This is a genomic window from Agrobacterium deltaense RV3 (assembly GCF_900013505.1).
GTDB classification, from domain to species: Bacteria; Pseudomonadota; Alphaproteobacteria; order Rhizobiales; family Rhizobiaceae; genus Agrobacterium; species Agrobacterium leguminum.
On the sequence record NZ_LT009745.1, the window covers coordinates 1,973,302 to 2,000,036 of the forward strand.

The following is a 26,735-nucleotide window of genomic DNA, read 5'->3' on the forward strand; positions in this document are numbered from 1 at the left end:
GCCATGACGGTGTATGTATCAGCCGCCGATCAAGGCCAGCCACTCGTCCTCATCCATGGTCTGCACGCCCAGTTCCGTCGCCTTGGCAAGCTTGGAACCCGCCCCCGGTCCCGCCACCAGAATATCGGTCTTTTTCGAGACGGAACCGGCCACTTTCGCGCCGAGGCTTTCGGCACGCGCTTTGGCCTCGTCACGGGTAAATTTCTCCAGAGAGCCGGTAAACACCACCGTCTTGCCCGCCACCGGACTGCCATCGGTCGAGGGCTTCTCGGCTTCCTTCGGGCGAAGCTCCCGTATCAGCCGGTCGATGACATCGAGATTGCGCGGCTCCTTGTAGAATTCGACGATGGCGCGGGCCACCACTTCGCCGATGCCGTCGATGCTGTTGAGTTCGGCCCAGGCATCGCTCGCCGGGTCGGCTGCCGCCTTCATGCTCTCTTCGAAATGCTCGTAAGTCCCATAGGAGCGCGCCAGAAGCTTCGCCGTGGTCTCGCCCACATGGCGGATGCCGAGCGCGAAGATCAGCCGGTGCAGATCAATCTCGCGGCGGGCATCGATGGCGTCGAACAGCTTTCTGACGCTGACCTTGCCGAAGCCGTCGATATTCTCGAGCTTGGTCAGTTGCGAGGCTTCCTGCCGCGCCTTGAGGGTGAAAATCTCAGGCGCAGTCTTGATCGAAAGCGCCGGGTCGTCACTTTCGAAGAAGAAATCTATCTGCTTGGTACCAAGCCCTTCGATGTCGAAAGCATTGCGCGAGACGAAATGTTTGAGATGCTCCACCGCCTGCGCGCGGCAGACGAAACCACCCGTGCAGCGCGTGACCGAATCGAGTTTACCGGTCTTCTCATTACGCTCCCGCACCGCATGGCTGCCGCAGACCGGACATTTTCCCGGAAAGGCATATTTCACCGCATCAGTCGGGCGCTTTTCCAGAAGCACATCCAGCACCTGCGGAATGACATCGCCGGCGCGCTGCACGATCACCGTATCGCCGATACGGATATCGTGGTCCTCCGGGCGGATGCGCTCGCCGCTATTGCCGATGCCTTCGATATAATCGGCATTATGCAGCGTCGCATTGGTGACGACGACACCGCCGACGGTGATCGGGGTGAGACGCGCCACCGGCGTCAAGGCACCGGTGCGCCCCACCTGGATTTCGATATTCTCAACCGTGGTAAAGGCCTGCTCGGCCGGAAATTTATGGGCGGTGGCCCAGCGCGGGCTGCGCGAGCGGAAGCCCAGCCGTTCCTGCAGATCGAGCCGGTCGACCTTATAGACCACGCCATCGATATCATAATCGAGATCGGGCCGTGCGACGCCTATTTCATTATAATGCTCAAGCAATTGCGCGGCAGAGGTGAATCGCTTCATCAGCGGATTGACCGGAAATCCCCAGTCCCGGAATTTCTCCACGATGCCATATTGCGTATCGGCGATCCGCGCCGGCTGGCCGCCATTCGAAACCTCGCCCAGCGCATAGGCGAAGAACCGCAGCTTGCGTTTCGCCGTCACATTGGCGTCGAGCTGGCGCAGGGAACCGGATGCCGTGTTGCGCGGGTTCACATAGGTCTGCTTGCCTTCGGCCTCCATCTGGGCATTAAGCGCCAGAAAGTCGCTCTTGGCCATATAGACCTCACCGCGTACTTCCACCACATCGGGCGCATCGGCGGGCAGCTCGTTCGGAATTTCCTTGATGGTCCTGATATTGGCGGTGACATTCTCGCCCGTCGTGCCGTCTCCACGCGTCGCCGCCGTCTTCAGCCTGCGGTTCTCATAGCGGATCGACATGGAAAGCCCGTCGATCTTCGGCTCGGCGGTGAAGGCGATGGAATCGTCCGGCAGATGCCCGAGGAAGCGATAGACGGAACTCACGAAATCCCGCAAATCCTCTTCCGAAAACGTATTGTCGAGCGAAAGCATCGGCCGCGCATGCACGATAGGTGCGAAGGTCGGAAGCGGCGCGAAGCCGACTTTTTTCGACGGGCTGTCGGCCCGCACCAGCGCTGGGAAAGCTGCTTCGATGGCATCGTTGCGCCGCTTCAGCGCATCATATTCGGCGTCCGTAATCTCCGGCGCATCCTTGCCGTGGTAGAGCGCATCGTGGCGGGCAAGCTCGGCCGCCAGAAACGCAAGCTCGGAAGAGGCTTCAAGCTCGGTGAGGTTTTCGACGGATTTCTGGTCTTTCGACATGACGGCCTCTTTTGCGAATTACCGAACGCTTTTAGCCGAAATAACAAACATTAAAAACAGTTTTGCCGTTGGACTCACAAGCCGAATCCGCTCGCACAACGCAGCGGGCAGCGGTCAGTCCTTGGCCGCCAGCAGGCGAGCCGCCGCAGCCCTCGCCTCGTCCGTCACCGACGCGCCGGCGAGCATGCGGGCAATCTCTTCGGTGCGGTGTTTCGGCTCCATGGTGGCTACGCGCGTGGCGATACGCTCGCTGCCGTCGCCGGATGGGCCCTTGGAAATGAGAAGATGGGTCGCCGCCCGTGCCGCCACCTGCGGCGCATGGGTAACGGACAGAACCTGCACGGTTTTCGACAGGCGACGCAGCCGCTGGCCGATGGCATCCGCCACCGCGCCGCCGACACCCGTATCGATTTCATCGAACACCAGCGTCGGTGCCGAACCGCGATCTGCCAGCGCCACTTTCAGCGCCAGCAGAAAGCGGGACAATTCGCCACCCGAGGCCACCTTCATGATCGGTCCCGGCCGTGTGCCCGGATTGGTCTGGACGTGGAATTCAACCGTGTCGATGCCGTCGGCCGTCGCCTGTTCGGCATCGGAGGTCACCTCGACGGTAAACCGCGCCCGCTCCAGCTTCAGCGCCGGCAGTTCTGCCATCACCGCATTGGAAAGCGCATCCGCCGCATGGCGGCGTTTTTCGGAAAGCGATTGCGCGGCACGGTCGAAATCAGCCTTCACCAAGCCGAGATTGGCCTCGAGCTTGCCGAGCTGTTCTTCGCCGGCATCGAGATCGGCGAGATCGGCCACCATTTTTTCGGCGAGAGCCGGCAAGTCCGGCACGGCAACGTTATATTTACGCCCGGCAGCGCGCAGCGCGAACAGCCTTTCCTCCACCCGCTCCAGCTCACGCGGATCGAATTCGGTGCGGCGCAGCGCCGCCTCCACTTCCATCTGCGCATTGGAAAGGCTGTCGAGCGCGGCGTCCAGCAATTGCACCGTGTCTTCCAGCAATCCCGGCGCTTCATGGCTCTTGCGCTCCAGACGCCGCATCATCGAGGCGATGACAGGCACGGGCGAGGCATTGCCGTTCAGAAACTCGCTTGCCTCGGCGATATCGCCGGCAATGCGTTCGGATTTCTGCATCACCGCCCGGCGTTCGGCCAGCTCGTCCTCTTCACCGTCGCGCGGCGAGAGCGTTTCCAGTTCCTCGACGGAAGATCGAAGGTAATCCGCCTCGCGCGCTGCCGCCTCCACCTTGGCGCGGTGCGTCTTCAGCGCACGCTCGGCATCCTTCCAGGTGCGGTAGAGGCCCTGAACGGCACGAGCCTCATCGCTCAGCCCGGCAAAGGCATCCAGCAGCGTGCGGTGTGCATCGGTATCGACAAGCGCGCGATCATCATGCTGACCATGGATTTCGACCAGCAATTGCCCGAGTTGGCGCATCATTTGCACGCTGATGGCCTGATCGTTGATATAGGCCTTGGTGCGACCGTCAGAGGATTGCACCCGGCGGAAAATCAGGTCGCCATCGTCGTCGAGACCGTTTTCACGCAGGAGAAGCCGTGTCGGGTGATTGTTCGGGACTTCGAAAGTGGCGGTCACCTGCCCCTTCTCTTCCCCGTGCCGCACAAGGCCGCCATCGCCACGCCCGCCAAGCGCGAGCGAGAGACTATCGAGAAGAATGGATTTGCCCGCACCCGTCTCGCCCGTCAACACGGAAAGGCCCGCCTCGAAACCGAGGTCGAGCCTTTCGATGAGAACGATATCGCGAATCGAGAGCTGGACCAGCATGGCCTATGCCCCGTCTCAGGCGCCGATGAGCTTCTTGCCGGCGCGCGAAATCCAGGACCCCTTGTTTTCCCGCGGCTCCAGCCCGCTGCCCTTCAGCAGCTTGTAGGAATCCGAATACCATTGGCTGTCAGGATAGTTGTTGCCGAGAACGGCGGCCGCGGTCTGCGCTTCGTCCACCAGGCCCATCGCATAATAGGCTTCCGTCAGACGCGCCAGCGCTTCCTCGATCTGGTTGGTGTTCTGATACTGCTCTACGACGATGCGGAAACGCGAAACGGCGGCGAGATATTCCTTGCGCTCAAGATAATAACGGCCGACCTGCATTTCGCGGCCGGCGAGCTGGTCGCGGGCGAAACGGATCTTGGCCTGTGCGTCGGCGACATATTCCGAATCGGGATAGTCGTTGACGACCTTGTTCATCGCCTCGACGGTGCGCTGTGCGGCGCGCTGGTCCTGCGTGACGTCGGAAATCTGCTTCGAATAGGCAAGTCCGATCATGTACTGAACGTAAGCGGCATCCTTGGAGCGCGGATATTGGCGCAGGAACCGGCTGCCATTGGTAATGGCCACATCGTTCTTGTTGGTGCGCGTGGCAATGAAGGTCTGCATCACCAGCGCCTTCTGGCCCCATTCGGTGAAGGGGTACTGCTTGTCGATCGCCTCGAACTTGCGTGAGGCTTCCGTCATGTTACCGGCGTTCATGTTGGCAAGCCCCTGCTTGTACAGAACATCCGGCGGATCGGTCTCGACGCCGAGCTTGGTGATGTCGATATCCGGATCGGACTGGCAGGCCGTGACGGCGACACTCGCGCCGACCAACATCAACGAGACGGCGATCCCCCGCATCGTACCCTTCATTGCACCAGACCCTACATGCTTCATTCGACAGTTCCCACTTCCCGCGCAAATACATAAGCATCGGCTTTGCACTGGCGTTCTAGCCATAAAAGCATCCGCAGGGCAACGCAATGATGACGCATTAACGCATTTTTATGGCATCGACCCGTGCAATCGCATGAATATCAGGCGATATTACGCAACTTCTTGTTCCCATCACGAAAAAGCCGCCCCAAAGGGAGCGGCTTTTTCTGTCAATTGATAGCCTGCGAAGGAATTCACGCAGACCAGGGTGCGAATTCCGGCATGTTGACCGCAACGAATTCGCGGGCGCGTACCATCTGGTTGCGGGCAGCCGGCGCTTCGACGATCTCATAGGCGGTGCGGTCGCTCAAAAGCGCCTTCAGCGCATTCGCATTGACCTTGTGGCCGCCGCGATAGGAGCGGTAGCAGCCGATGAACTGCGCACCGGCAAGCGCCAGGTCGCCCACGGCGTCCAGCGTCTTGTGACGGACGAATTCGTCCTTGGCGTAACGCAGGCCTTCCATGTTGATAACGCTGTTGTCGTCGGAGATGACGACCGAATTCTCAAGCGAGGAACCGAGCGCATAACCGGCGGCCCACAGGCGCTCCACATCACGCATGAAGCCGAAGGTGCGGGCGCGCGACAGCTCGTTCTTGAAGCTCTCCGCCGTCAGGTCGCCCTTCCAGGACTGCTTGCCGATCAGCGGCGTATCGAAATCGATGTCAACCTCGAAGCGCGTACCGTCATAGGGACGGAATTCCGCCCAGGAGGCGCCCGAATCGATGCGCACCGGCTTGGTGACGCGAATATAACGGCGCTTCACGCCGAGGCTCTTGATGCCGACCGATTCGATCGCTTCGATGAAAGGTGCCGAGCTGCCATCCATGATCGGCGCTTCCGGACCGTCGACTTCAACGATGAGGTTATCGAGGCCCATGGCGTAGATGGCGGCCATGACGTGCTCGATCGTCGCAACCGACTGGGAAAGCGAACGGCCGAGCACGGTGCACAGGTCGGTATTGCCGACATTGGCCGAAACCGCCTTCAACTCGGTAACGCTGCCATTGTCATGAAGGCGATGGAAGACGATGCCCGTTCCGGCTTCTGCGGGCTGGAAGGTCATCGAAACCGGATTGCCGGAATGCACGCCAATGCCTTTGAGCTGAACAGCATTTGCGATAGTTGTCTGAAATCCGAGCAGTCCGATAGTCATGCGAATATGCCTTGTTTTTGCAAACCGCGCCGCTTGAGCGCCGTTCAAGTTTTCGAGCCGGTTTGGCAACCGGCCAAGTCCGTGTTTTCCTTTACCCAGCCTCATACATACGCACATGTAGGTGCCACGACAAATCACTGTTCGTTTCGGATTGTTACACGCGTAAACCTTTGAAAATACGAATTAATTTAGTGTTAATAACGTAAAATAAACAAAACGCCCGGATCGTGAAACCCGGGCGTTCGAAGAGGCGGATGGAATCGCCCTTAGTTGGACTGGCGGCGCAGGAAGGCCGGGATTTCCAGCTGGTCGTCGTCGTGATGGCTGGCCGAAGAAGGCGTTGCGCGGCCGTGGTCGTCAAGCTGGCCACGACGCGGTGCGTAGAGGCTTGCTTCCGGCGAAAGCGGCGCGCGGCGCTGCTGCGGCGCCATGCTCGGCGCATCCATCATGTCGGACGGAACTTCTTCTTCTTCACGGCGACCAAGCGAGTTGGTGATGCGCTTCAGAAGACCCATCGGGCCACGCTCTTCCTGCGCGGCAGGAGCGGCATGGGTGCGATGTTCCATCTCGGCCTTGACGACCGGCGGGAAGTCTTCGACCTTCGGCATGCGAACCGGCTCGGGCTGGCGGGCAACCGGTGCGGGTTCCTGATAGACAGGAGCCTGTGGCTGCTGCATGCGCGGCGCCGGAGCGGCAACCTGTTCCGGAGCATGATAAACGGGCGCCGGAGCGACCGGTGCCGGAGCGGCCTGCTGAACCGGCTGGGCCGGACGGAGAGCCGCCGGCGCTTCAGCCGGAGAAGATGCGAACAGCTTGCTCTGGGGACGGAAATCCTGAGCCGGCTGCTGGTGTGCGGCGAAACCGAGTTCGCGTTCCATTTCGGCTTCTGCCGAACGGATGGTCTGGGCGATCGGGTCTACGGCCTTCTGTGCCTGCGATACTGCTGGAGCAGGCTGAACTGCGGCCGGAGCGGAAGCAACGGCCGCGGAAGGACGGATAAGCGGCTTGGCAACGGCTGCTGCGGCACGCATATCGGCAACGTTCTGTTCGCCGACGCCAGCAACGCGGTCGATGCCGGTCGCAACGACGGAGACGCGGATGAGACCTTCCAGAGCTTCATCGAAGGTTGCGCCGAGGATGATGTTCGCATCCGGATCGACTTCTTCGCGAATACGGGTCGCAGCTTCGTCGACTTCGAACAGGGTCAGGTCGCGACCGCCGGTGATGGAGATCAGCAGGCCCTGTGCACCCTTCATCGAGGTTTCGTCGAGCAGCGGGTTGGCGATCGCCGCTTCCGCAGCCTGCATTGCGCGGCCCGGACCGGAAGCTTCGCCGGTGCCCATCATTGCACGGCCCATTTCACGCATGACCGAGCGAACGTCGGCGAAGTCGAGGTTGATGAGACCTTCCTTCACCATCAGGTCGGTGATGCAGGCAACGCCCGAATAGAGAACCTGGTCAGCCATGGCGAAGGCGTCGGCAAAGGTCGTCTTGTCGTTGGCAATACGGAAGAGGTTCTGGTTCGGAATGACGATCAGCGTATCGACGGACTTCTGCAGTTCCTCGATGCCCTGTTCGGCAAGACGCATACGGCGGCCGCCTTCGAAGTGGAAAGGCTTGGTGACGACGCCGACCGTCAGGATGCCCTTGTTGCGGGCTGCCTGTGCGACGACAGGAGCAGCACCCGTGCCGGTGCCGCCGCCCATGCCGGCTGTGACGAAGCACATATGGGTGCCGTTCAGGTGGTCGATGATCTCATCGATGCATTCTTCAGCGGCGGCGCGGCCGACTTCCGGCTGGGAACCGGCGCCGAGACCCTCGGTGACGTTGACGCCGAGCTGGATGACCCGGTCTGCCTTCGTCATGGTCAGCGCCTGCGCATCCGTGTTGGCGACGACGAAGTCGACGCCCTGGAGGCCGGCCGTGATCATGTTGTTGACAGCGTTACCACCACCACCGCCGACACCGAAAACAGTGATGCGTGGCTTCAGCTCGGTGATATCAGGCTTTTGCAGCTGTATCGTCATTTTAGCATTCCTTCTTTCTCTGGCCGCATCGCCCCGCTGGCCGATTCTTGAAAACTCAACTCTGAAACCTCCGGCTTACGCCACGAGGCCACTCAAAAACTCTCTTTCAGCCATTGCCCCACCCGGGCTATCCGGCCGCTACCCGTACCAAACGGCGAGAACATTCCGCCTTGCGCCGCATGAATTTCGATGTCCGCCACCTGCGGATAGATCATCAGTCCGCACGCCGTCGAAAAGGCAGGCCCCTTTGCCGCGACCGGAAGACCGGCGACCCCCATGGGGCGGCCGATACGAACGTTGCGAGCAAGAATGCGCCGTGCCGTTTCCGGCAGCCCCGTCAGCTGGCTTGCGCCGCCGGTCAGGACAACGCGCTTGCCGACGATGGGGCTGAAGCCGGACTTCTGGATGCGATCACGGATCAATTCCAGCGTCTCTTCGATACGCGCCCGTACGATACGGGTGACCAATGCTCTTGAAACTTGCGATGGTTGATCGCGATCGTCTTCGCCAATCGGCGGGATCGAAATCATGTCGCGCTCATCCGCGCCATTCAGCAAAGCCGAACCATGCACCACCTTCAGTCTCTCTGCATCTTCGATTCGTGTCGAGAGGCCTCGTGCAAGATCTGTCGTAACGTGATGGCCGCCAAGGCCGATCGCGTCGGTGTGAATGAGACGGCCTTCGGCGAAAACCGAGATCGTCGTGGTGCCGCCGCCCATGTCGATGGCGGCACAGCCGAGTTCAACTTCATCGTCTACCAGCGCTGCAAGACCGCTGGCGTAAGGCGTCGCCACCATGCCTTCGACGGACAGATGCGCACGGTTCACACAAAGCTCGAGGTTCTTCAGCGCGGTGCGTTCGACCGTGACGACATGCATGTCGACGCCGAGAAGATCGCCATACATGGAGAGCGGATCGCGAATGCCGCGCTCGCCATCCAGCGAGTAACCTGTTGGCAGCGAATGCAGGATGGCCCGGTCCTGACGCATGGATTGCTGGCTTGCCGCCACCAGAACCTTGCGCAGATCGCTTGCTTCCACTTCCTGCCCGCCGAGATCGATGCTCGCGGTATAGATATCGCTTGCCAGCCTGCCGGCCGAAACATTGACGATCAGGCTGTCGACGGTAAGCCCCGCCATGCGCTCGGCCGCATCAACGGCGAGACGGATAACGCCTTCCAGCGCATCGAGGTCGGCAATCACGCCTGACTTCACGCCACGCGAACGCTGGTGGCCGATGCCGATGATTTCGACCTTGTGGGTGCGGCCCGGCAGGATTTCGCTTTCCTGGCGCGGCGTCAGCCGGCCGATCATGCACACGACCTTGGTCGAGCCGATGTCGAGCACCGAAACGATGTGGCTGCGCTTGGAAGAAAGCGGCTTCAGGCGAGGCAGGCCGAAATGGGAAGAACCGAAAAAGCTCATGTGTTCTTCTCCGCCTTCTTGAGAGCCTTGGTACGCGCATCGACAGCGGCCTGGCGGCGCTCCGTGGCGCCCTCGGTCAACTGGATCGTGGTGCGGTCAGCAAGCCGGAGATCGACGGCGGCGACATCGCGCGACAGCACCTTTTCCTCGAGATCGAGCCGCGCCAGCAATTGCAGCGCCTGCGGCAGGTTTTCTTCCGGCAGCTTGACGACGATGCCGTTATCGAGATGCAGATCCCAGCGACGGCCGGCAATGCGGACATAAGCGCGGACACGGTTGCGGATTTCCGGCCAGTCGGCCAGCTGCTCGACGAAACCGGCAGCACCCGTTTCCGCGTCACGGCCGACGAAGAGCGGCAGGGCGGCGAACTTATTGTCCCGCAGCGGCGCAATCACGCTGCCGCTTTTTTCGATCAGCGACAGTTCCGTTCCATGCTGCCAGATGCCGAAGGCCTGACGCTCCTTCAGCCGGACTTCCACGGTCTTGGGGTACACCTTGCGGATATCGACATCTTCCACCCAGGGAAGCTGCACCAGCTTGCGGCGCGCCGCATCGATATCGAGCGCGATCAGCGAGGTGCTGCCATCGAGGCCGAGAAGCTGGAACACTTCGATTTCGGAGGTCTGCAGATTGCCGGAAACCTTCACGTCCTCGACCGCAAAGCCTGCTGCCGACGTCGTGGTCTGGGTAACGATATTGGTGTGCCCGCCGAGCGACATGCCGTAAAGCCCGGTCACCGCGTAAAAGGCGACGGCCGAAATCGTACCGGTATGGGCGGGAATGTGAATGCGTCCGGTCGCAAGGCTGACACCGAAACGCACGAAGCGACGCAGGGGACGCGGCAATACCATGCGGTCGTCGGCGCTGGCCGCCGCCGCGAATTGTTCGCGCTTTTTTGCCGTCGACTTTTTGCCGATCACCGCAAACACGAAGCGTCCTCCACCATCCAGCTGACAAGGTTACCAAAGGAGCGGCCAGCATGAGCCGCCATTTCCGGCACCAGGGAGGTCGGCGTCATGCCCGGCTGCGTATTCACTTCAAGCCAGATAACTTCGCCATCTTCTGAGAAACGGTCGTCGTAACGAAAGTCTGAACGGCTTACGCCACGGCATCCGATCGCCCGATGCGCCATAACCGCCAGTGTTTGAATTTTTTGGTAAATTTTCGGTGAAATTTCTGCGGGAATGACATGTTTCGAGCCACCAGCCGCATATTTCGCATCATAATCATAGAAATTGTGACCGAGCGGCACCACTTCGGTGACGCCCAGCGCCTCACCGTCGAGTACACCGCAGGTCAGTTCGCGGCCGTGAATATAGCGCTCGACCATGACCTGATCGCCGTAGCGCCATTCCGAAGAGGTGAGGATTTGCGGCGGATGCGACTGGTCTTCCTTGACGATCACGACGCCGAAGCTCGAACCTTCACGCACCGGCTTCACGACATAAGGGGGTGCAAGCGGATGTTCGCTGGTGAAATCGAAGCGGTTCATGACGCGCTCGGCAGCCACCGGGATGCCGGCAGCAGCGGCAACCTTCTTGGCCTGCGCCTTGTCCATGGCGAGCGCGGAAGCGAGCACACCGGAATGGGTATAGGGAATGGCGAGATATTCGAGAATGCCCTGAATGGTGCCGTCTTCGCCAAAGGGACCGTGCAGCGCGTTGAAGGCGACATCCGGGCGCAGCTCGGCAAGCACAGCGGCGATATCGCGCCCCACATCGACCCGGGTGACCTTATAGCCCTCGTCTTCCAGAGCCTGCGCGCAAGCGTTGCCCGACGACAGGCTGACCGGCCGCTCCGACGAAAATCCACCCAAAAGAACAGCTACGTGCTTGCCGCTCATCGAACCCTCTGACACCAACTCTCCGTTACGAACCACGCTCCGAAACCACCGAATTTGACGAACGGTGATTCTGGCACATGACCCTTGAGATCAGTTAAACGCCATTAAGGTTAATGAATCGTTTACTTTCGTTAACCGCCGCGTCCAACGTGCCGAGTTTCGTTAAAGAATCAGCACCGATCCGGATTCCCTCCTTGGAATCAGAGAGTTGCATGGATTGCAACATGCAGGTTTTCAATGATCGGAAATAAAACGATGCTCGCGCGCCTGCCGCCCATCGATAAAGGCAAGGCCGAAACGTTAACAGACGGGATTATTCCCCAGGGAAAACTATCTGGCGTTTCAGCGTTTTAAAACCGCGGCCTGAATCAGTCTCTCAATCGCCAAAGCATCCCCGGGAGGCATAACCATACGTATCGCACTGATGGATCACATTATCTGCATTATTTCTTTTTTAGCATTCCATAAGAACAAAAATTGCGTTAACGCAGTGGTCGCCTCCCAAGGCATGACATTGCAATCATCCAAAATGGAACCAATACCATGACCGACGCGATATCTCCGGTATCGCCGACCGCTGACACTTCGAACGTTGTAAAGACAAATTCGCCTGCACGAGTTCTCACTGCCAGCCTGGTCGGCACGACCATCGAGTTTTTCGATTTCTACGTTTACGCCACGGCCGCAGTGCTCGTGTTCCCCACTTTGTTCTTCCCGAACAATGACCCGATGACGGCGCTTCTGGCGTCCTTCGCCACCTTCTCCATCGCCTTTTTCGCCCGCCCGCTGGGCGCTGTGGTCTTCGGCCACTATGGCGACCGCATCGGCCGCAAGACCACCCTTGTCGCGGCGCTGCTGACCATGGGCGTCTCGACTGTCGTGATCGGCCTGCTGCCCTCCTATGAGACCGCCGGCGTTCTGGCCCCGCTGCTGCTCGCGCTTTGCCGCTTCGGCCAGGGTTTCGGCCTTGGTGGCGAATGGGGCGGCGCCGTCCTGCTCGCCACGGAAAACGCACCTCCGGGCAAGCGCAGCTGGTACGGCATGTTCCCGCAGCTCGGTGCCCCCGTTGGCCTGTTCCTTTCGTCCGGTGTGTTCTGGATCCTGCTGCACTTCATGTCTCAGGAAGCGCTTTTGAGCTGGGGCTGGCGCATTCCCTTCGTCGCTTCGATCATCCTGATCGCTGTCGGCATGTGGGTTCGCCTGTCCATCACCGAAACGCCCGACTTCCAGAAGGCAATCGAAAAGGAAGAACGTGTGGCCGTACCTGTCGCGGAACTGTTCCGCAACCACAAGCGCAGCCTCGTGCTCGGCACCTTCGTGGCGCTGGCCACCTTCGTGCTCTTCTATATCGGCACCGCCTATCTTCTGTCCTACAACGTCAAGGTCCTGAAAATCCCGTTCCTCGACGCGCTGGAAGTGCAGATCCTCGGCTCCATCGTTTTCGGCATCTTCATTCCGATCGCCGGCAAGCTCGCCGAAAAATTCGGTCGTCGTGAAATCCTGATCCTGACGACGGTGCTGATCGGCCTGTTCTCGTTCCTCCTGCCAAGCCTGATGTCCGGTGGCGAAGGCTCGATCTTCGTCTTCGCGGCTCTTGCCATGATGCTGATGGGCATGACCTACGGCCTGATCGGAACGGCGCTCGCCGCCCCCTTCCCGACCCGCGTGCGCTACACCGGCTCGTCCATCACCTTCAACATGGCCGGCATCTTTGGCGCATCGCTGGCACCCTACATCGCCACATGGCTGCAGGTGAATTACGGCATGGGGTATGTCGGCTATTATCTCTGCGTATCGGCGCTCATCACGCTCGCCTGCATTCTTCTGTCCCGCAAGGACGAAGTCTGATCCGAACGGATTGCCAGACATTAAAGAGCCCGCGAAACCTTCGTTTCGCGGGCTTTTGTTTGCCTGTTTTAACACTTACGCCACGGCCTGGCGCCGCTCCACATGACCGGTCATGCAGACGCGATTGCGCCCTCCTTCCTTTGCCCGATAGAGCGCCAGATCGGCATTGTGCATGACCTTGTCGAAAATGTCGGCGTCGCCGCGAAACGCCACGCCAATCGAAATCGTCACCGTGATCCGCAAATCCTGATACTCCACCGGGGTGGTCTCGATGGCTGCGCGAACCCTTTCGCACATCTGCAGAAAGGCGAGCGGGCTGGTTTCCTGCACAACGACAAATTCCTCGCCACCCAGGCGGGCGACATGCGCAGAAGAATCGAAATGCTCCCTTATCCTGCGGGCGACGTTCGAGATGACGAGATCACCGGCAAGGTGGCTGTATCTGTCATTCACCTTCTTGAAATGATCGATATCAAGAAAGGCGACGCAATAGTCGCTGCCCAGTTCAGCGCATGCAGCATAAAGGCCGAGCCGGTTGCTAAGGCCGGTCAGGGCGTCCGTATGGCTCAGATGCAGGAAGCGCTCGTGGGATTGCACGAGAATTTTCACTTCCCTGGAATTCAGCCAACAGACCAGCAATGTAACCGTAAACGCCACCGTCCCGCCGAGCGTCACACTCAACATGATGCCGTTGAAGAGATCGGTTACCAGCCCGAACCGCGCGAGAAGCGTCAGGCCGCCCATGCACATCAGGATGACAATGATCGTCACGAGACAAGCGATACGAATGGAGAATTCAAGCGGCTCGAGCCGCCTGCGGCCATCCGACGTGGCGACCGAAAAACTTATCATTTCGATCGGTTTTTTCCAAAGACCCAACATCATGCTCAAAAGCGCCTAGATCACGTAATGCCGTTGGTATTTCCTGATAAAAAGTAATTTAATAGAAGGACGAGACGCCGCTTCGCCCCGATAATATCGGCAAAAACTGTTGATTGACCGTTACGATACATGAAACGGCCAGATCAACAGCAGGTTTTTCTTGCAATTGGCAGCATTCGCCGAGGCTTAAGCCCCGAGGAACGGCTCCACTTCCCGGCCCGGCATGAACAGGCCAAGGCGCTTGATTTCCCATTCCAGCCGGATGCCCGACTTCTCGAACACCCGCTTGCGGATGGTCTCACCCAGATATTCCAGATCGTAACCGGTCGCATGGCCGGTATTGATCATGAAATTGCAATGCAGCGACGACATCTGCGCGCCGCCGATGACCAGACCGCGACCGCCCGCCTCGTCGATCAGTTCCCAGGCGGAATGACCTTCGGGATTCTTGAAGGTGGAACCGCCCGTCTGCTCGCGGATTGGCTGCACGGTTTCGCGGTGGTGGCGCACGGCGTCCATATCGGCCCGGATTTTCGCCTTGTCTTCGGGATAACCCTCAAACAGCGCGCCCGTAAAGATCAGACCTGCATCGGCACCGGAATGGCGATAGCTGTAGCCCATATCGGCATTGGAAAGCACATGCTGATTGCCCTGACGGTCGACCGCATAGACCTCCACGACACGCTCGCGCGTCTCGCCGCCATTGGCGCCCGCATTCATGCGCAGCGCACCGCCGATGGAGCCGGGAATGCCGTAATAGAAATGGAAACCGCCGATGCCATTATCCATGGCCATAGCGGCAATATGCTTGTCGGGGCAGATCGCGCCCGCCTTGATGCGGTTTTCACCGGCAAGCTCCACCTGGCCGAAGCCCTTGGCGGACAGACGGACGACAACGCCCGGAATGCCGCCATCGCGCACAAGAAGGTTCGAGCCGACGCCAACCACGGTCAACGGCACGTCTTCCGGCAGAATTTTCAGGAAGGCAATCAGATCGTCGGTATCGTGCGGCTGGAACATGACTTCCGCAAGACCGCCGGCTCTGAACCACGTCACGCGGTCCATGGGCGCATCCGGTGTCAGACGTCCCCGCAATTCATTTACCCCGTCGCCGAGCCTCCCCAGCAATTTAACCCCATCGACCTGTCTCATTCAGACTTTCCTGATATGCTCTTCAATTCCGAAGGCAGCGCCGCTGCCCATTGCGTGATATTTCCAGCCCCCAAGAGAACCACGAAATCACCCGGATTCGCAATGCCTGCAACCACTGAGGCGAGATCTTCCCGTTTCTCGAGAAAACGGGCGTCCCGGTGGCCGGCGGCCTTGATGGCCGAAACCAGCGCTTCCGAGCTTGCACCCTCGATCGGATCTTCGCCCGCGGCATAGACCGGAGCAAGGATAATCGTGTCGGCATCGTTAAAACAATGCGCGAAATCGTCGAACAGGCTGGAAAGGCGGCTGTAGCGGTGCGGCTGGTGCACGGCGATGATGCGGCCCTTGCAGGCCTCCCGCGCCGCCTTCAGCACGGCCTTGATCTCCACCGGATGGTGGCCGTAGTCATCGAAAACCTGCACCCCATTGGCTTCGCCCGTCAGCGTGAAACGTCGCTTGACACCACCAAAGGAGGCAAGCCCCTTCTTGATGTCGGCTTCCGAAATGCCGAGACGATTGGCAACCGCGATTGCCGCTGTCGCATTCGAAACGTTATGGCGGCCGGGCATCGGCAGGACGAGGTCCTTGAAAGAGAAAATCTTGCCGGTGCGGCGACGGCGGATTTCCACGTCGAAGACCGACCGCGTGCCATCGATGCGCACATTCGAAAAACGCACGTCGGCCTGCGGGTTTTCACCGTAGGTGATGACCTTGCGGTCCTCGATGCGGCCGACCAGCGCCTGCACTTCCGGATGATCGAGGCACATGACGCCGAAACCGTAGAAAGGCACGTTCTCGACGAACTGACGGAAGGCAGCACGCACGGCATCGAAATTGCCGTAATAGTCCAGATGCTCGGGATCGATATTGGTGATGACAGCCACATCGGCCGGCAGCTTCAGGAAGGTGCCGTCGGACTCGTCGGCCTCCACCACCATCCATTCGCCCTCACCCATGCGGGCATTGGTGCCATAGGCATTGATAATGCCGCCGTTGATGACGGTCGGGTCAAGATTGCCGGCTTCCAGCAGGGTTGCGACCATGGAGGTGGTGGTGGTCTTGCCATGGGTGCCGCCAATGGCGATGGCATTACGGAAACGCATCAGTTCGGCCAGCATTTCGGCCCGGCGAACGATCGGCAGGTGCTTTTCACGCGCCGCGATGAGTTCGGGATTGTTCTTCTTGATGGCGGTGGAAACGACCACGACCTCGGCATCGCCGATATTATCCGCCGTATGACCGACGAAAACCTCGATGCCCTTGTCGCGCAGGCGCTGCACATTGGCGCTGTCGGCCTGATCCGACCCCTGAACGCGGTGGCCGAGATTGTGAAGCACTTCGGCAATGCCGCTCATGCCGATCCCGCCTATGCCGATGAAATGCACAAGGCCTATGGCTTTCGGCATCTTCATGCCCCAACTCCTTCATTCTTTTTCTTGAATTCCTGTATGGACCGGCCGGAAGCAATCGCCTCGACCAGATCGGCCAGCACATCCGCCGCATGCGGTTTGCCCGTCGCCTTTGCCGCCGCCGCCGTTGCCGAAAGACGATCCGGCTCCGAAAGCGCTGAGGACAGCAGGCCGGAAAGCTTCTGCGGCGACAGTTCCGCCTGCTTGATGACGCTTGCTCCGCCCGCCGCCGAAAGCGCTGCCGCATTGGCGGCCTGATCGTGATCGAGCGCATGCGGATACGGAACGAGGATAGATGGGCGGCCGATCACCGAAAGCTCCGATACGGTCGATGCGCCCGAGCGGCTGATGACCAGATCGGCCTCGCCGATACGCGACGCCATGTCGCCGAAGAAGGGCGAAACATCCGCCTTCACGCCGAGCTTCTGATAGGAGGCGACCACGCTGTCCTTGTCTTCCGGCCGCGCCTGCTGGGTGACGACGATGCGCTTGCGCTGTTCATCCTTCAGCAGGCAGATCGCCGCAGGCACCGCGCTCGAGAAGAACTGCGCGCCCTGGCTGCCGCCGAAAACGACAAGCTGGAATGTCTCACCCGTCTGCGAGGGCGTATAGGGTATCTCCGACGCCGCCAGCACCGCCGGGCGCACGGGATTGCCGGTCGCCACCGTCTTGTCGGAATATTGGCCGTTGGCGGGCGGCAGGAAACCGCCGGCAATCGCTTTCACGCGGGCAGCCAGCGCCTTGTTGGCGCGGCCCATTACGGCATTCTGCTCGTGAATGATGGACGGAACGCCAAGCCCGGTGGATGCCAGAAGCGGCGGCACGGTGGGATAACCGCCGAAACCGACAACTGCTACCGGCTTCAGTTTCGCCACCAGCCGGCGCGCGGCGCGCAGACCAACCCACAGCTTCCAGAGCGAACGCGCCACGGAAATCGGGTTTTTCGAGCCGATGGTGGCGGACGGCACGACATGGATTTCATCCGCCGGAAACTTGCCGGCATAACGCTCGGCGCGGCTGTCGGTAACGAGGTGCACCTGATAACCGCGCGCTTTCAGCGTGTGCGCGAGCGCCTCTGCTGGAAAGACATGGCCGCCGGTTCCCCCGGCGGCAAGAAGAACAATACCCTTGCTCATGATCGTTTACTCCGCGGGAACGCCGGAACCGACGCGGAAGAAACTCCGCTCCTGCGCCCGCTTTTCGGGTCTGTGGCGTGTCAGCGCCAGAAGGAAGCCGGCGGTCACGCAGATCGCCATCATCGACGAACCACCGTAGGAAATCAGCGGCAGCGTCATGCCCTTGGCGGGCATCAGTTCCAGATTGACGCCGATATTGATCATCGACTGCATGCCGATCTGCAGCACAAGGCCCGCCACGGCAAAGCGGCAGAAATCGTCCTTTTCCTTGAAGGCGTGCGAAAGGCCGCGCAGCACGATGAAGGCGAAGATCACGACGAGGAACATGCAGAAAACGATGCCGAATTCTTCCGCAGCCACCGAGAAGATGAAGTCGGTGTGGCTGTCGGGAATGATGCGCTTGACGATGCCCTCGCCCGGTCCGCGACCGAACCAGTCGCCGCGAATGATAGCCTCGCGCGCCGTGTCCACCTGGAACGTATCGCCTTCGCCGGTCCAGAAACGGTCGATACGACCGGCCACGTGCGGCAGCATCAGATAGGCGGAGATGATGCCGCCGACCCCGACGCCGCCGAGCATGATGATCCAGAACCACGGCACGCCGGCCATGAAGAACATGCCGCCCCAGACCACGGAGGTCAGGATCGTCTGGCCAAAGTCCGGCTGGGCGATCAGGAGTGCGGCGACGATACCGAAAGTGATGATGGCGAAAAGATTGCCGGGAATTTCCGGGTGGCGCGCCCGCTCCGCAAAAAGCCACGCGCAGACGATGACGAAGGCCGGCTTCATGAATTCCGACGGCTGGATGGAGAAGCTGCCGATGGAAATCCAGCGCCGCGCACCCTTGACCTCGATGCCGAAGAACAGCGCGAAGATCATCATCAGCAGCGAAACGATAAGCATGATGACCGCCACGCGTCGCACCTGACGCGGCGACAGGAAGGATAGGCCGACCATGATCGCCAGCGACGGCACCATGAACATCGCCTGACGCTCGACGAAGAAGAAACTGTTGAGGCCGATGCGCTCGGCAACCGCAGGCGAGGCCGCAAAGGACAGCATCAGGCCGATGCCCATCAGCGCGATGAACGCCGCCAGAAAGAAACGGTCGATGGTCCAGAACCACTCTGCGACCGGACCGCGATCAACTCGGCTTACCATGGCCTTCAGCCCCCTTTTCCAGAGTCAACCAGCATCGTCATGCCATCGAGCGCCGCGACCTGCGCGACGAACGAATCACCTCTGATCTCAAAGTTCTTATATTGATCGAAGCTTGCGCAAGCCGGGGATAACATGACGATATTGCCGGCCGTCGCATCTTTTTCCGCATCCGCCGCCGCATGTTGCACGGCCTTGTCCAGCGTGCCGGATATTTCATAAGGCACGGCTTCACCAAGTGTCGCGGCAAATTCGGCTGCCGCCTCGCCGATGAGATAGGCCTTGGCGATGCGCGGGAAAAGCGGCGAAAGGCTGGTGATGCCGCCTGCCTTGGGCAGACCGCCGGCGATCCAGTAGATACGGTCGAAACTTGAAAGCGCCGGTGCCGCAGCATCGGCATTGGTGGCCTTGCTGTCATTGACGAAGGTGACATTGCCACGTCGGCCGACCGGCTGCATACGATGCTTGAGGCCGGGAAAAGACTTCAGGCCTGCGCGAACTTCCTCTTCGGAAACCCCGACCGCAAGGCAGGCGGCGATTGCCGCCGCCGCATTCTGCGCATTGTGGCTGCCGCGCAGGGTCTGGATACCGTCGAGATCGGTGAGCAGCGAAGAAGTGCCGTCATGCGCACGGAAAATGCGGCTGCCTTCGGCATAAAGACCTTCGGAAACCACATTGCGCTTGGAAATGCGTTCCACCTTGACACCGGCGCGTTCGATACGGTCGGCAATCAGCGTCGAATGGCTGTCATCGACACCGACGATTGCCGTTTGACTGCCCGCCACCAGCCGTTCCTTGACGTCGGCATAGTGCTGCATCGTGCCGTGCCGGTCGAGATGATCGGGCGTCAGGTTGAGAAGAATGCCGGCGGTCGGATTGATCGTCGGTGCGAGATCGATTTGGTAGGACGAGCATTCGACAACATAGAAGCGCTGCGCCTTCGGCGGATCGAGGCTTAGTACCGCCGTACCGATATTGCCGCCCAGCTGCGTATCGCGGCCGGACGCCTTGAGAATATGCGCGATCAGCGCCGTCGTTGTCGACTTACCGTTGGTGCCGGTAATAGCGATGAAAGGGCAATCCGGCGCATGCGCACGGCGCTCGCGGATGAAAAGCTCGATATCGCCGATGATCTCGACGCCCGCAGCTTTCGCAAGGTCGACCGACCAATGCGGTTTCGGATGCGTCAGCGGCACGCCGGGCGCCAGAACGAAGGAAGAAAAGCTCGACCAGTCTATCGTTCGAAGGTCCGCCGTCTTGATGCCCTCGGCCTCAGCCTTCGCGACACTGTCGGGATTGTCGTCGAAAGCCACGACATCCGCCCCGCCAGCCACCAGCGCCCGGGCCGTGACGAGACCCGAACCGCCAAGCCCGAAAAGCGCGACCTTCTTACCTTTGAACGACGTGACCGGGATCATCGCTCACCTCAGCTTCAGGGTGGCGAGGCCAAGCAGCGCGAGGCCAACGGAGATGATCCAGAAACGGATGACCACCTGGCTTTCCGTCCAGCCCTTTTTCTCAAAATGGTGATGGATCGGCGCCATCAGGAAGACGCGCCTGCCGGTGCGCTTGAACCAGAAGACCTGGATGATGACAGACAGTGTTTCCATGACGAACAGACCGCCGACGATGACCATGACGATCTCGTGCTTGGTCGCGACAGCGATGGAGCCGATCAGGCCTCCGAGCGCCAGCGAACCCGTATCGCCCATGAAGATGGCGGCGGGCGGAGCGTTGAACCACAGGAAGCCGAGGCCTGCGCCGATGACCGCGCCGACGATGACGGCAAGTTCGCCCGTGCCGGGCACGAAATTGATCTGCAGGTAATTGGCGAAAACCGCGTTACCGGCGAGATAGGCGATCACGCCGAAGGTGGCGGCGGCGATCATCACAGGCACGATGGCGAGACCATCGAGACCATCGGTCAGGTTCACCGCATTGCCCGCGCCAACGATGACGAAAGCACCGAACAGCACGAAGAAGTAGCCGAGATTGATCACGAATTCCTTGAAGAAGGGAAACGCGATGGAGCTGCCGAGAGTGCCGCCATGCGGTGCGGAGGCGAGCGCCATCTTCATCATGAAGAACACGGCAATCGCCGCGATCAGGAATTCAATGCCGAGACGGGCCTTGCCGGAAAAGCCCTTGTCGCTCTGTTTCGTCACTTTCAGATAATCGTCGTAGAAGCCGATGGCTCCGAAACCGAGCGTCACCATCAAAACGGCGACGACATAGACGTTCGACAGATCGCCCCAGAGCAGCGAACCGCCGAGAATGCCGGCAAGGATCATCAGGCCGCCCATGGTCGGCGTGCCGGCCTTCTTGAAATGCGTCTGCGGACCATCCGCGCGGATGGGCTGGCCCTTGCCCTGGCGCACGCGCAGCGAATTGATGATCGCCGGTCCGAACAGGAAGACGATCAACGCAGAGGTGAACATCGCAGCACCCGCCCGGAAGGTGATGTACCGGAACAGGTTGAAGATTTGAATTTTATCCGACAGTTCGACGAGCCAGATCAGCATAATTGCCCTTTCAAAAGGCTATTTCAGACTTGGCGTTCCGTCTCGGGGAATGCCGGATACTTGTCAAGCAGCGCGGCGACAATCTTGCCGAAACCGAGGCCAAGTGACGATTTTACCATCAGCGCGTCTCCCGGTTGCACCCATTGCAGGGCGAAATCGGTCAGTTCCGCCGTCGTCGGGAACCAGATGACGGTAACGCTGTCCGGCAACGCATCACGCAGCGCCGCCATCGCCTCACCCGCCAGCCAGACATGTTCGATACCAGCCGCGAGCAGTGGGCCCGCCAATTCTTCATGCAACTGCGCGGAAAACTCGCCCATCTCCAGCATGTCGCCGAGGACTGCGACGCGCCTTCCGTGACCCTGCGTCGGCGTTTCCGCCAGCACGGCGATCGCCGCGCGCATGGAGGCCGGATTGGCATTGTAGCTTTCATCGATCAGCAGGAAGGTGCCACCGTTGATTGCCAGCTGATGGCGCTGGCCGCGCCCCTTTACCGCCTCAAGCGTTCCCAGCGCCTCGAAGGCACGGTCGAGATTGGCGCCGGTGACCGCAACGGCGCCCAGCACGGCCATGGCGTTATCGGCAATGTGCCGGCCGGGAATATTGATGTGCAACTCGCTGGTTTCACCGTTCAGGATCGCCCAGATCGTCGAGCCCGTCGTCGTGCTCTCGAAATCCGCGAGGCGGAAATCCGCCTTGGCATGCTGCCCGAAGGTGAGGATATGCTCGATACCCTGTTCCTGCGCCGCTTCTTCAAGCTGTTCGAATTGGGCGTTATCGCGGTTGAGGATGACGGAACCGCCCTCTTCCAGACCCTCGAAAATCTCCGCCTTGGCGCTAGCGATCTCTTCGATGTTCTTGAAATTGCCGAGATGGGCCGGTGCGATGGTCGTGATGATCGCCACATGCGGGCGCACCAGCTTCACCAGCGGCCGGATTTCGCCGGAATGGTTCATGCCGATTTCGAACACGCCGAATTCCGTGTCCGCCGGCATGCGCGCCAGCGTCAGCGGCACGCCCCAATGATTGTTGAAGGAGGCTACCGCCGCATGCACACGGCCTGAAGGGGCGAGCGCCTGCCGCAGCATTTCCTTGGTCGTGGTCTTGCCGACCGAACCGGTTACCGCAATGATGCGCGCCGACGTTCTTTCACGCGCCGCGATGGCGAGCTTGCCGAGTGCGGCAAGCACATCTTCCACCACGATCATCGGCACGGTCAGGCGGCCGAGCGCCGGCAGCTTGGCCTCGGCAACGACCAGAAGCCCCGCCCCGTTCGCAACGGCGAAGCTGGTGTAATCATGACCGTCCACCCGGTCGCCCTTGATGGCGAAGAACGCTTCGCCCGGCTTGACCGTCCGGCTGTCGATGGAAATGCCGGTGATTCCGGTCGGCAGGTTGCCCACGGGGCGTCCTGCCGTGATGGCGATCATGTCGGCGACTGTCCATAACCAGCTCAAATCTTCGATCCTTCCAGCCCTGCCAGTGCAGCGCGCACCTGTTCATGATCGGAAAACGGCAGCGTTACCGAACCGACGATCTGCCCCTCTTCATGCCCCTTGCCTGCAACGATCAGCGTATCGCCATGCGAAAGCAGCGACACCGCATGGCGGATAGCGTCCGCCCTGTCGCCGATTTCCAATGCGCCGGGTGCCGCCGCCATGACTTCGGAACGGATCGTTGCAGCATCTTCCGAACGCGGATTGTCGTCGGTGACGATGACGATGTCGGAAAGCCGCGTCGCAACCTCGCCCATGATCGGGCGCTTGCCCTTGTCGCGGTCGCCGCCGCAGCCGAAGACGGTGATGATGCGGCCCGAGGTGAAGGGCCGGACCGAGGTGAGCACATTTTCCAGCGCATCCGGCTTGTGGGCATAATCCACATAGGCAAGCGCACCGTTCTTCGTCTGGCCCACAAGCTCCAGACGGCCGGCGGCGCCGATCAGCTTTTCTAGCGCCTTCAGCGCGGTTGCTGCGGGAACGCCGGTGGACATGGCAAGACCGGCCGCGACGAGAGCGTTCGCAACCTGAAAATCACCCGCCAAGGGGATGTCGACTTCATAAATCTCGCCGTCATGATGCACTTCGATCATCTGCTTGTGACGGAAGTGCTCGACACGCTTCAGGGCCAGATATTCGCCTTTGCGACCGACCGTGCGCACATCGAGACCGGCTTCGCGCGCCGCCCGGATCGCCTTTTCCGACCACGGGTCGTCGGCGAAGATCACGGCGGGAGCGCCCTTTTCCATCAGCGTATCGAAGAGCCGCATCTTCGCGGCCATATAGTCCTCGACGGTCGGATGATAATCCATGTGGTCGCGGCCGAGATTGGTGAAACCGGCGGCTGCCAGCCTCACTCCATCGAGACGGCGCTGGTCAAGACCGTGGCTGGACGCCTCCATCGCCGCATGCGTCACGCCTTCGGCCGCAAGTTCGGCCAGAAGCGCATGCAGCGTCACCGGATCGGGCGTGGTGAGCGCGCCGTAATCCTCGCGGCCGGGTGCAATCACACCTGTCGTGCCGATCTGTGCAGCGGCATGGCCGGCGAAAGCCCAGATTTGCCGCACGAAGGAAGCAACGGACGTTTTTCCCGCAGTACCGGTGACGGCGACCATGGTTTCCGGCTGTTTTCCATAAAAACGGGAAGCGGCAAGGGAGAGATAAAGGCGTGGATCGGTGACCGAAAGCACCGGCACATCGGCATCCACCGCGTGTCCGGAAACGATGGCGACCGCGCCCTTGGCAACCGCGTCCTTCACATAGGCCGCGCCATCCGCCTTGGTGCCCGCAACCGCCACAAACAGGCTGCCCGGCGCAGCCTTGCGGCTGTCTGCGGTGATCCCCCCGATTTCGATCGCCCCGATCTCAGACAGGAGCAATTCTTTCAATTCCGGAAACGCATTTCCGGATATATCTCGCAAATTCATCGACTGTGTCCGTCTTGTCCCCCCGGCGCGAATCGCCGGAACATCATAAGCTAACAATCAATAAGACACGAGCAAGGCCGAGCCATCCTTGCCGAACTTCGGCTTCACGCCCAGCACCGCCGCCGTGCGGGTGATGATATCGCGCACCATCGGCGCTGCGGATGTGCCGGCGAGTGCCGCGCCATTACCCTTGTCCGTCTTCGGCTCGTCGATGAAGGACAGCACGACATATTGCGGATCGTCCATTGGGAAGGCCGAGAGGAAGGCGTTGAAGTTCTTGTCGTGCACGTAACGTCCGTTGACGACCTTGTCGGCCGTGCCGGTCTTGCCGCCGACGTTGAAACCATCGACGCGCGCGTTGCGGCCGGAACCGTTGACCCCGTTCCACTCGAACAGGAAACGCATGTCCTTGCTGGCGCCCGGTTTCAGAACCTGCTTAGCCACCTGATCGGCCTGTTCGCGGGTACGCGGCAGGAAAGTCGGCTCGATCAATTTGCCGCCATTGACGAGTGCAGCGCCGGCAACCGCCGTCTGCAACGGTGTCGTGGAAACACCGTGGCCGAAGGAAATGGTAATCGAGTTGATCTTCTTCCATTCGCGCGGCTGCGACGGCAGCGCCACTTCCGGCAGTTCGGTCTGCATGCGGGTCAAAAGGCCAAGCCGGGTGAGGAATTCCTTGTGGCCTTCCGTTCCCACCGTATCGGCAATCTTGGCAGTACCGATGTTCGACGAATACTGGAAGATTTCCGGCACCGACAGCATCCGGCCCTTGCCGTGGAAGTCCTTGATGGTGAAACCGCCGATGCGGATCGGATAACGCGCATCGAAGGTATCGCCGAGACGGACGCGGCCCGAATCGAGACCCATGGCGATGGTGAAGGATTTGAAGGTGGACCCCATTTCGAACGTGCCGTTCGACATGCGGTTGAGCCAGCCTTCCTTGGCGCCTTCGGCCGGATTGTTCGGATCATAATCCGGCACGGAGGCCATGGCGAGGACTTCGCCGGTATGCACATCCAGAACCACCGCGCCGGCGCCGATTGCCTGGAACTTGGTGATGGCCGAGGTCACGACTTCGCGGACAATGGACTGTACGCGCAGATCGATGGAAAGCTTCACCGGCTCCAGCGGCTGGTCGCTGGTCATGCCAAGCGCGGTCAGATCGGCAAGGCCCTGGCTGTCGACGTAACGTTCCATGCCGGCAACGCCGCGATTGTCGATATTGACGTGACCGACGACATGCGCAGCGGTCGGCCCGCCGGGATAAAAGCGGCGCTTTTCCGGACGGAAGCCGACGCCTGGAATGCCGAGCGCCAGAATCTGGCTCTGCTGCTTCGGCGTCAGCTGGCGGCGCAGCCACTGGAAGCGCGAATTGGAGGAAAGCTTCTGATAGGTGCTGCGCTGGTCGAGATCCGGCAGAACCGTCCGCAGCTTCTCGATAGCCTCATCGATATCGACGATGCGATGCGGTTCGGCGAAAAGCGAGACGGTGCGAATATCGGTGGCCAGAACCTCGCCATTGCGGTCGAGAAGATCGGGGCGCGACGCCATCAAGCGGTCGGCGGGTGCGATGCTCGATACCGTTTCCTGCTCGGCCATGCCATATTGCACAAGACGCCCGCCAACGACGGCGTAAAAGGCCACAAAACCGAAAATAATGAGGCCGACACGGCTTTTCGCCTGGGCGGCGCGCTTCTTGCGGGCGCCCTCAAAAGCCGCATGGTCGGTATAAACACCGGTGGTGCTGGCGGAAAAATGAGCCTTGCTCTTCAAAACCATGACGCGGGAGAGAAAAGACATTAGCGGTTCACCGATCCTGTTATCGTGTCATCCATGTCGTCGGTTTCATCGCCCGCGACGGCGGAGACGGCCGGAGCCGCTGTTGGACGGGAAACACGCGCCCGGGGTGTCGGAACCGGAGTGCCGTTGACGGCAATCTGGCCCGCCGGCGGTGATTTCTTTTTGGTGGCCGCACCAAGCGTCGCACCCGGCTTGGAGCCGTTGACGGCGGCGGCAATGACATCCTCGACGCTCATGCCTTCCGGTTCGGGCGGCTGCGGCAGTTGCGAGCGCAGCATGGGCAGCTCGCGCGGCTGCGCCAGTTGCGTCGGCAGCGTCGGCGAAAGGCCAAGCTCGTCCTGATAGGCATTCACGAGACGGTGCAGACGGTTCGGCTGCGTCAGGAGCGCCCAGTCGGCCCTCAAAAGATCGATCGTATCCTTCTCAAGCTTGATCTCGGCCTCCAGCTTGCGGACCTCCTCAAGCTTCAGATCGGCCTTGTGCTTGATCGAATAGGTCACGACGGCCGCGGCGACCATCACACCCATCAAGATGACATCGAAAGTGCGCAGCATA

At 60.6% G+C, this 26,735-nt stretch carries 20 protein-coding genes; 1 reads left to right on the forward strand and 19 read right to left on the reverse strand.

From position 1 onward, the window contains the following. Positions 1-18 precede the first annotated feature (18 nt). From ligA to AGR7B_RS10070, 8 genes are all read right to left on the reverse strand, one after another. Positions 19-2,193 (reverse strand): NAD-dependent DNA ligase LigA, encoded by a 2,175-nt coding sequence (gene ligA / locus AGR7B_RS10035; RefSeq protein ID WP_080856565.1) that lies wholly within the window; start codon positions 2,191-2,193, stop codon positions 19-21. A gap of 114 nt (positions 2,194-2,307) precedes the next feature. Continuing rightward, positions 2,308-3,981, reverse strand: coding sequence for a DNA repair protein RecN (gene recN, locus AGR7B_RS10040; protein ID WP_078051854.1), 1,674 nt, complete (start codon positions 3,979-3,981; stop codon positions 2,308-2,310). A gap of 15 nt (positions 3,982-3,996) precedes the next feature. Further along, a complete protein-coding gene (locus AGR7B_RS10045; RefSeq protein ID WP_003522209.1) occupies positions 3,997-4,863 on the reverse strand; it encodes an outer membrane protein assembly factor BamD in 867 nt (288 codons plus the stop codon). A 233-nt stretch (positions 4,864-5,096) separates the two neighbouring features. Continuing rightward, complete coding sequence (gene lpxC, locus AGR7B_RS10050; protein ID WP_003522208.1) at positions 5,097-6,056, reverse strand: UDP-3-O-acyl-N-acetylglucosamine deacetylase; 960 nt, start codon at positions 6,054-6,056, stop codon at positions 5,097-5,099. A 266-nt stretch (positions 6,057-6,322) separates the two neighbouring features. Beyond that, positions 6,323-8,083 carry a cell division protein FtsZ gene (gene ftsZ, locus AGR7B_RS10055; RefSeq protein ID WP_003522207.1) on the reverse strand — a complete coding sequence of 587 codons (1,761 nt, stop codon included), beginning with the start codon at positions 8,081-8,083 and terminating at the stop codon, positions 6,323-6,325. 92 nt (positions 8,084-8,175) lie between these two features. Continuing rightward, entirely contained in the window at positions 8,176-9,507 is a 1,332-nt protein-coding gene (gene ftsA, locus AGR7B_RS10060; protein ID WP_080856566.1) for a cell division protein FtsA, read from the reverse strand. Then, on the reverse strand, positions 9,504-10,436 hold the full coding sequence (locus tag AGR7B_RS10065; RefSeq protein ID WP_003522205.1) for a cell division protein FtsQ/DivIB: 933 nt from the start codon (positions 10,434-10,436) through the stop codon (positions 9,504-9,506). Before AGR7B_RS10065 ends, ftsA begins: the two co-directional genes overlap by 4 nt. Further along, a complete protein-coding gene (locus tag AGR7B_RS10070) occupies positions 10,424-11,350 on the reverse strand; it encodes a D-alanine--D-alanine ligase (protein WP_059756663.1) in 927 nt (308 codons plus the stop codon). Before AGR7B_RS10070 ends, AGR7B_RS10065 begins: the two co-directional genes overlap by 13 nt. Before the next feature lie 543 nt (positions 11,351-11,893). Here AGR7B_RS10070 and AGR7B_RS10075 point away from each other — a divergent pair. Further along, positions 11,894-13,198, forward strand: coding sequence for an MFS transporter (locus AGR7B_RS10075; protein WP_080856567.1), 1,305 nt, complete (start codon positions 11,894-11,896; stop codon positions 13,196-13,198). Positions 13,199-13,273: 75 nt separating this feature from the next. On the opposite strand, the gene AGR7B_RS10080 is transcribed toward AGR7B_RS10075, so the two are convergent. From AGR7B_RS10080 to ftsL, 11 genes are all read right to left on the reverse strand, one after another. Beyond that, a complete protein-coding gene (locus AGR7B_RS10080) occupies positions 13,274-14,083 on the reverse strand; it encodes a GGDEF domain-containing protein (RefSeq protein WP_065655956.1) in 810 nt (269 codons plus the stop codon). A 183-nt stretch (positions 14,084-14,266) separates the two neighbouring features. Next, a complete protein-coding gene (gene murB / locus AGR7B_RS10085) occupies positions 14,267-15,232 on the reverse strand; it encodes a UDP-N-acetylmuramate dehydrogenase (RefSeq protein WP_065655815.1) in 966 nt (321 codons plus the stop codon). Continuing rightward, positions 15,229-16,644 (reverse strand): UDP-N-acetylmuramate--L-alanine ligase, encoded by a 1,416-nt coding sequence (gene murC, locus AGR7B_RS10090; RefSeq protein ID WP_080856568.1) that lies wholly within the window; start codon positions 16,642-16,644, stop codon positions 15,229-15,231. Before murC ends, murB begins: the two co-directional genes overlap by 4 nt. Next, on the reverse strand, positions 16,641-17,777 hold the full coding sequence (murG, locus tag AGR7B_RS10095; protein WP_080856569.1) for an undecaprenyldiphospho-muramoylpentapeptide beta-N-acetylglucosaminyltransferase: 1,137 nt from the start codon (positions 17,775-17,777) through the stop codon (positions 16,641-16,643). The genes murC and murG overlap by 4 nt, the downstream gene beginning before the upstream one ends. Positions 17,778-17,783: 6 nt before the next feature. Then, positions 17,784-18,938 carry a putative lipid II flippase FtsW gene (gene ftsW, locus AGR7B_RS10100; RefSeq protein WP_080856570.1) on the reverse strand — a complete coding sequence of 385 codons (1,155 nt, stop codon included), beginning with the start codon at positions 18,936-18,938 and terminating at the stop codon, positions 17,784-17,786. A gap of 5 nt (positions 18,939-18,943) precedes the next feature. Continuing rightward, positions 18,944-20,353 carry a UDP-N-acetylmuramoyl-L-alanine--D-glutamate ligase gene (gene murD, locus AGR7B_RS10105; protein ID WP_080856571.1) on the reverse strand — a complete coding sequence of 470 codons (1,410 nt, stop codon included), beginning with the start codon at positions 20,351-20,353 and terminating at the stop codon, positions 18,944-18,946. A gap of 3 nt (positions 20,354-20,356) precedes the next feature. Then, positions 20,357-21,457, reverse strand: a complete 1,101-nt coding sequence (gene mraY / locus AGR7B_RS10110) for a phospho-N-acetylmuramoyl-pentapeptide-transferase (RefSeq protein WP_003522196.1) — start codon at positions 21,455-21,457, stop codon at positions 20,357-20,359. Positions 21,458-21,480: 23 nt separating this feature from the next. Then, positions 21,481-22,914, reverse strand: a complete 1,434-nt coding sequence (locus AGR7B_RS10115) for a UDP-N-acetylmuramoylalanyl-D-glutamyl-2,6-diaminopimelate--D-alanyl-D-alanine ligase (RefSeq protein ID WP_065655810.1) — start codon at positions 22,912-22,914, stop codon at positions 21,481-21,483. After that, entirely contained in the window at positions 22,911-24,380 is a 1,470-nt protein-coding gene (locus AGR7B_RS10120; RefSeq protein ID WP_080856572.1) for a UDP-N-acetylmuramoyl-L-alanyl-D-glutamate--2,6-diaminopimelate ligase, read from the reverse strand. The genes AGR7B_RS10115 and AGR7B_RS10120 overlap by 4 nt, the downstream gene beginning before the upstream one ends. Before the next feature lie 57 nt (positions 24,381-24,437). Then, positions 24,438-26,180, reverse strand: coding sequence for a peptidoglycan D,D-transpeptidase FtsI family protein (locus AGR7B_RS10125; protein WP_003522193.1), 1,743 nt, complete (start codon positions 26,178-26,180; stop codon positions 24,438-24,440). After that, positions 26,180-26,734, reverse strand: coding sequence for a cell division protein FtsL (gene ftsL, locus AGR7B_RS10130; RefSeq protein WP_020811527.1), 555 nt, complete (start codon positions 26,732-26,734; stop codon positions 26,180-26,182). The genes AGR7B_RS10125 and ftsL overlap by 1 nt, the downstream gene beginning before the upstream one ends. Position 26,735: the final 1 nt, after the last annotated feature.

What these genes read in the sequence shown, in the direction of transcription:
- ftsL (WP_020811527.1), bottom strand. Translation starts at nt 26,734, where the DNA reads ATGCTGCGCACTTTCGATGTCATCTTGATGGGTGTGATGGTCGCCGCG.
- recN (WP_078051854.1), bottom strand. Translation starts at nt 3,981, where the DNA reads ATGCTGGTCCAGCTCTCGATTCGCGATATCGTTCTCATCGAAAGGCTC.
- mraY (WP_003522196.1), bottom strand. Translation starts at nt 21,457, where the DNA reads ATGCTGATCTGGCTCGTCGAACTGTCGGATAAAATTCAAATCTTCAAC.
- murG (WP_080856569.1), bottom strand. Translation starts at nt 17,777, where the DNA reads ATGAGCAAGGGTATTGTTCTTCTTGCCGCCGGGGGAACCGGCGGCCAT.
- ligA (WP_080856565.1), bottom strand. Translation starts at nt 2,193, where the DNA reads ATGTCGAAAGACCAGAAATCCGTCGAAAACCTCACCGAGCTTGAAGCC.
- AGR7B_RS10120 (WP_080856572.1), bottom strand. Translation starts at nt 24,380, where the DNA reads ATGAATTTGCGAGATATATCCGGAAATGCGTTTCCGGAATTGAAAGAA.
- ftsZ (WP_003522207.1), bottom strand. Translation starts at nt 8,083, where the DNA reads ATGACGATACAGCTGCAAAAGCCTGATATCACCGAGCTGAAGCCACGC.
- ftsW (WP_080856570.1), bottom strand. Translation starts at nt 18,938, where the DNA reads ATGGTAAGCCGAGTTGATCGCGGTCCGGTCGCAGAGTGGTTCTGGACC.
- AGR7B_RS10080 (WP_065655956.1), bottom strand. Translation starts at nt 14,083, where the DNA reads ATGATGTTGGGTCTTTGGAAAAAACCGATCGAAATGATAAGTTTTTCG.
- murB (WP_065655815.1), bottom strand. Translation starts at nt 15,232, where the DNA reads ATGAGACAGGTCGATGGGGTTAAATTGCTGGGGAGGCTCGGCGACGGG.
- AGR7B_RS10045 (WP_003522209.1), bottom strand. Translation starts at nt 4,863, where the DNA reads ATGAAGCATGTAGGGTCTGGTGCAATGAAGGGTACGATGCGGGGGATC.
- ftsA (WP_080856566.1), bottom strand. Translation starts at nt 9,507, where the DNA reads ATGAGCTTTTTCGGTTCTTCCCATTTCGGCCTGCCTCGCCTGAAGCCG.
- AGR7B_RS10070 (WP_059756663.1), bottom strand. Translation starts at nt 11,350, where the DNA reads ATGAGCGGCAAGCACGTAGCTGTTCTTTTGGGTGGATTTTCGTCGGAG.
- AGR7B_RS10125 (WP_003522193.1), bottom strand. Translation starts at nt 26,180, where the DNA reads ATGTCTTTTCTCTCCCGCGTCATGGTTTTGAAGAGCAAGGCTCATTTT.
- murC (WP_080856568.1), bottom strand. Translation starts at nt 16,644, where the DNA reads ATGAAGATGCCGAAAGCCATAGGCCTTGTGCATTTCATCGGCATAGGC.
- murD (WP_080856571.1), bottom strand. Translation starts at nt 20,353, where the DNA reads ATGATCCCGGTCACGTCGTTCAAAGGTAAGAAGGTCGCGCTTTTCGGG.
- lpxC (WP_003522208.1), bottom strand. Translation starts at nt 6,056, where the DNA reads ATGACTATCGGACTGCTCGGATTTCAGACAACTATCGCAAATGCTGTT.
- AGR7B_RS10075 (WP_080856567.1), top strand. Translation starts at nt 11,894, where the DNA reads ATGACCGACGCGATATCTCCGGTATCGCCGACCGCTGACACTTCGAAC.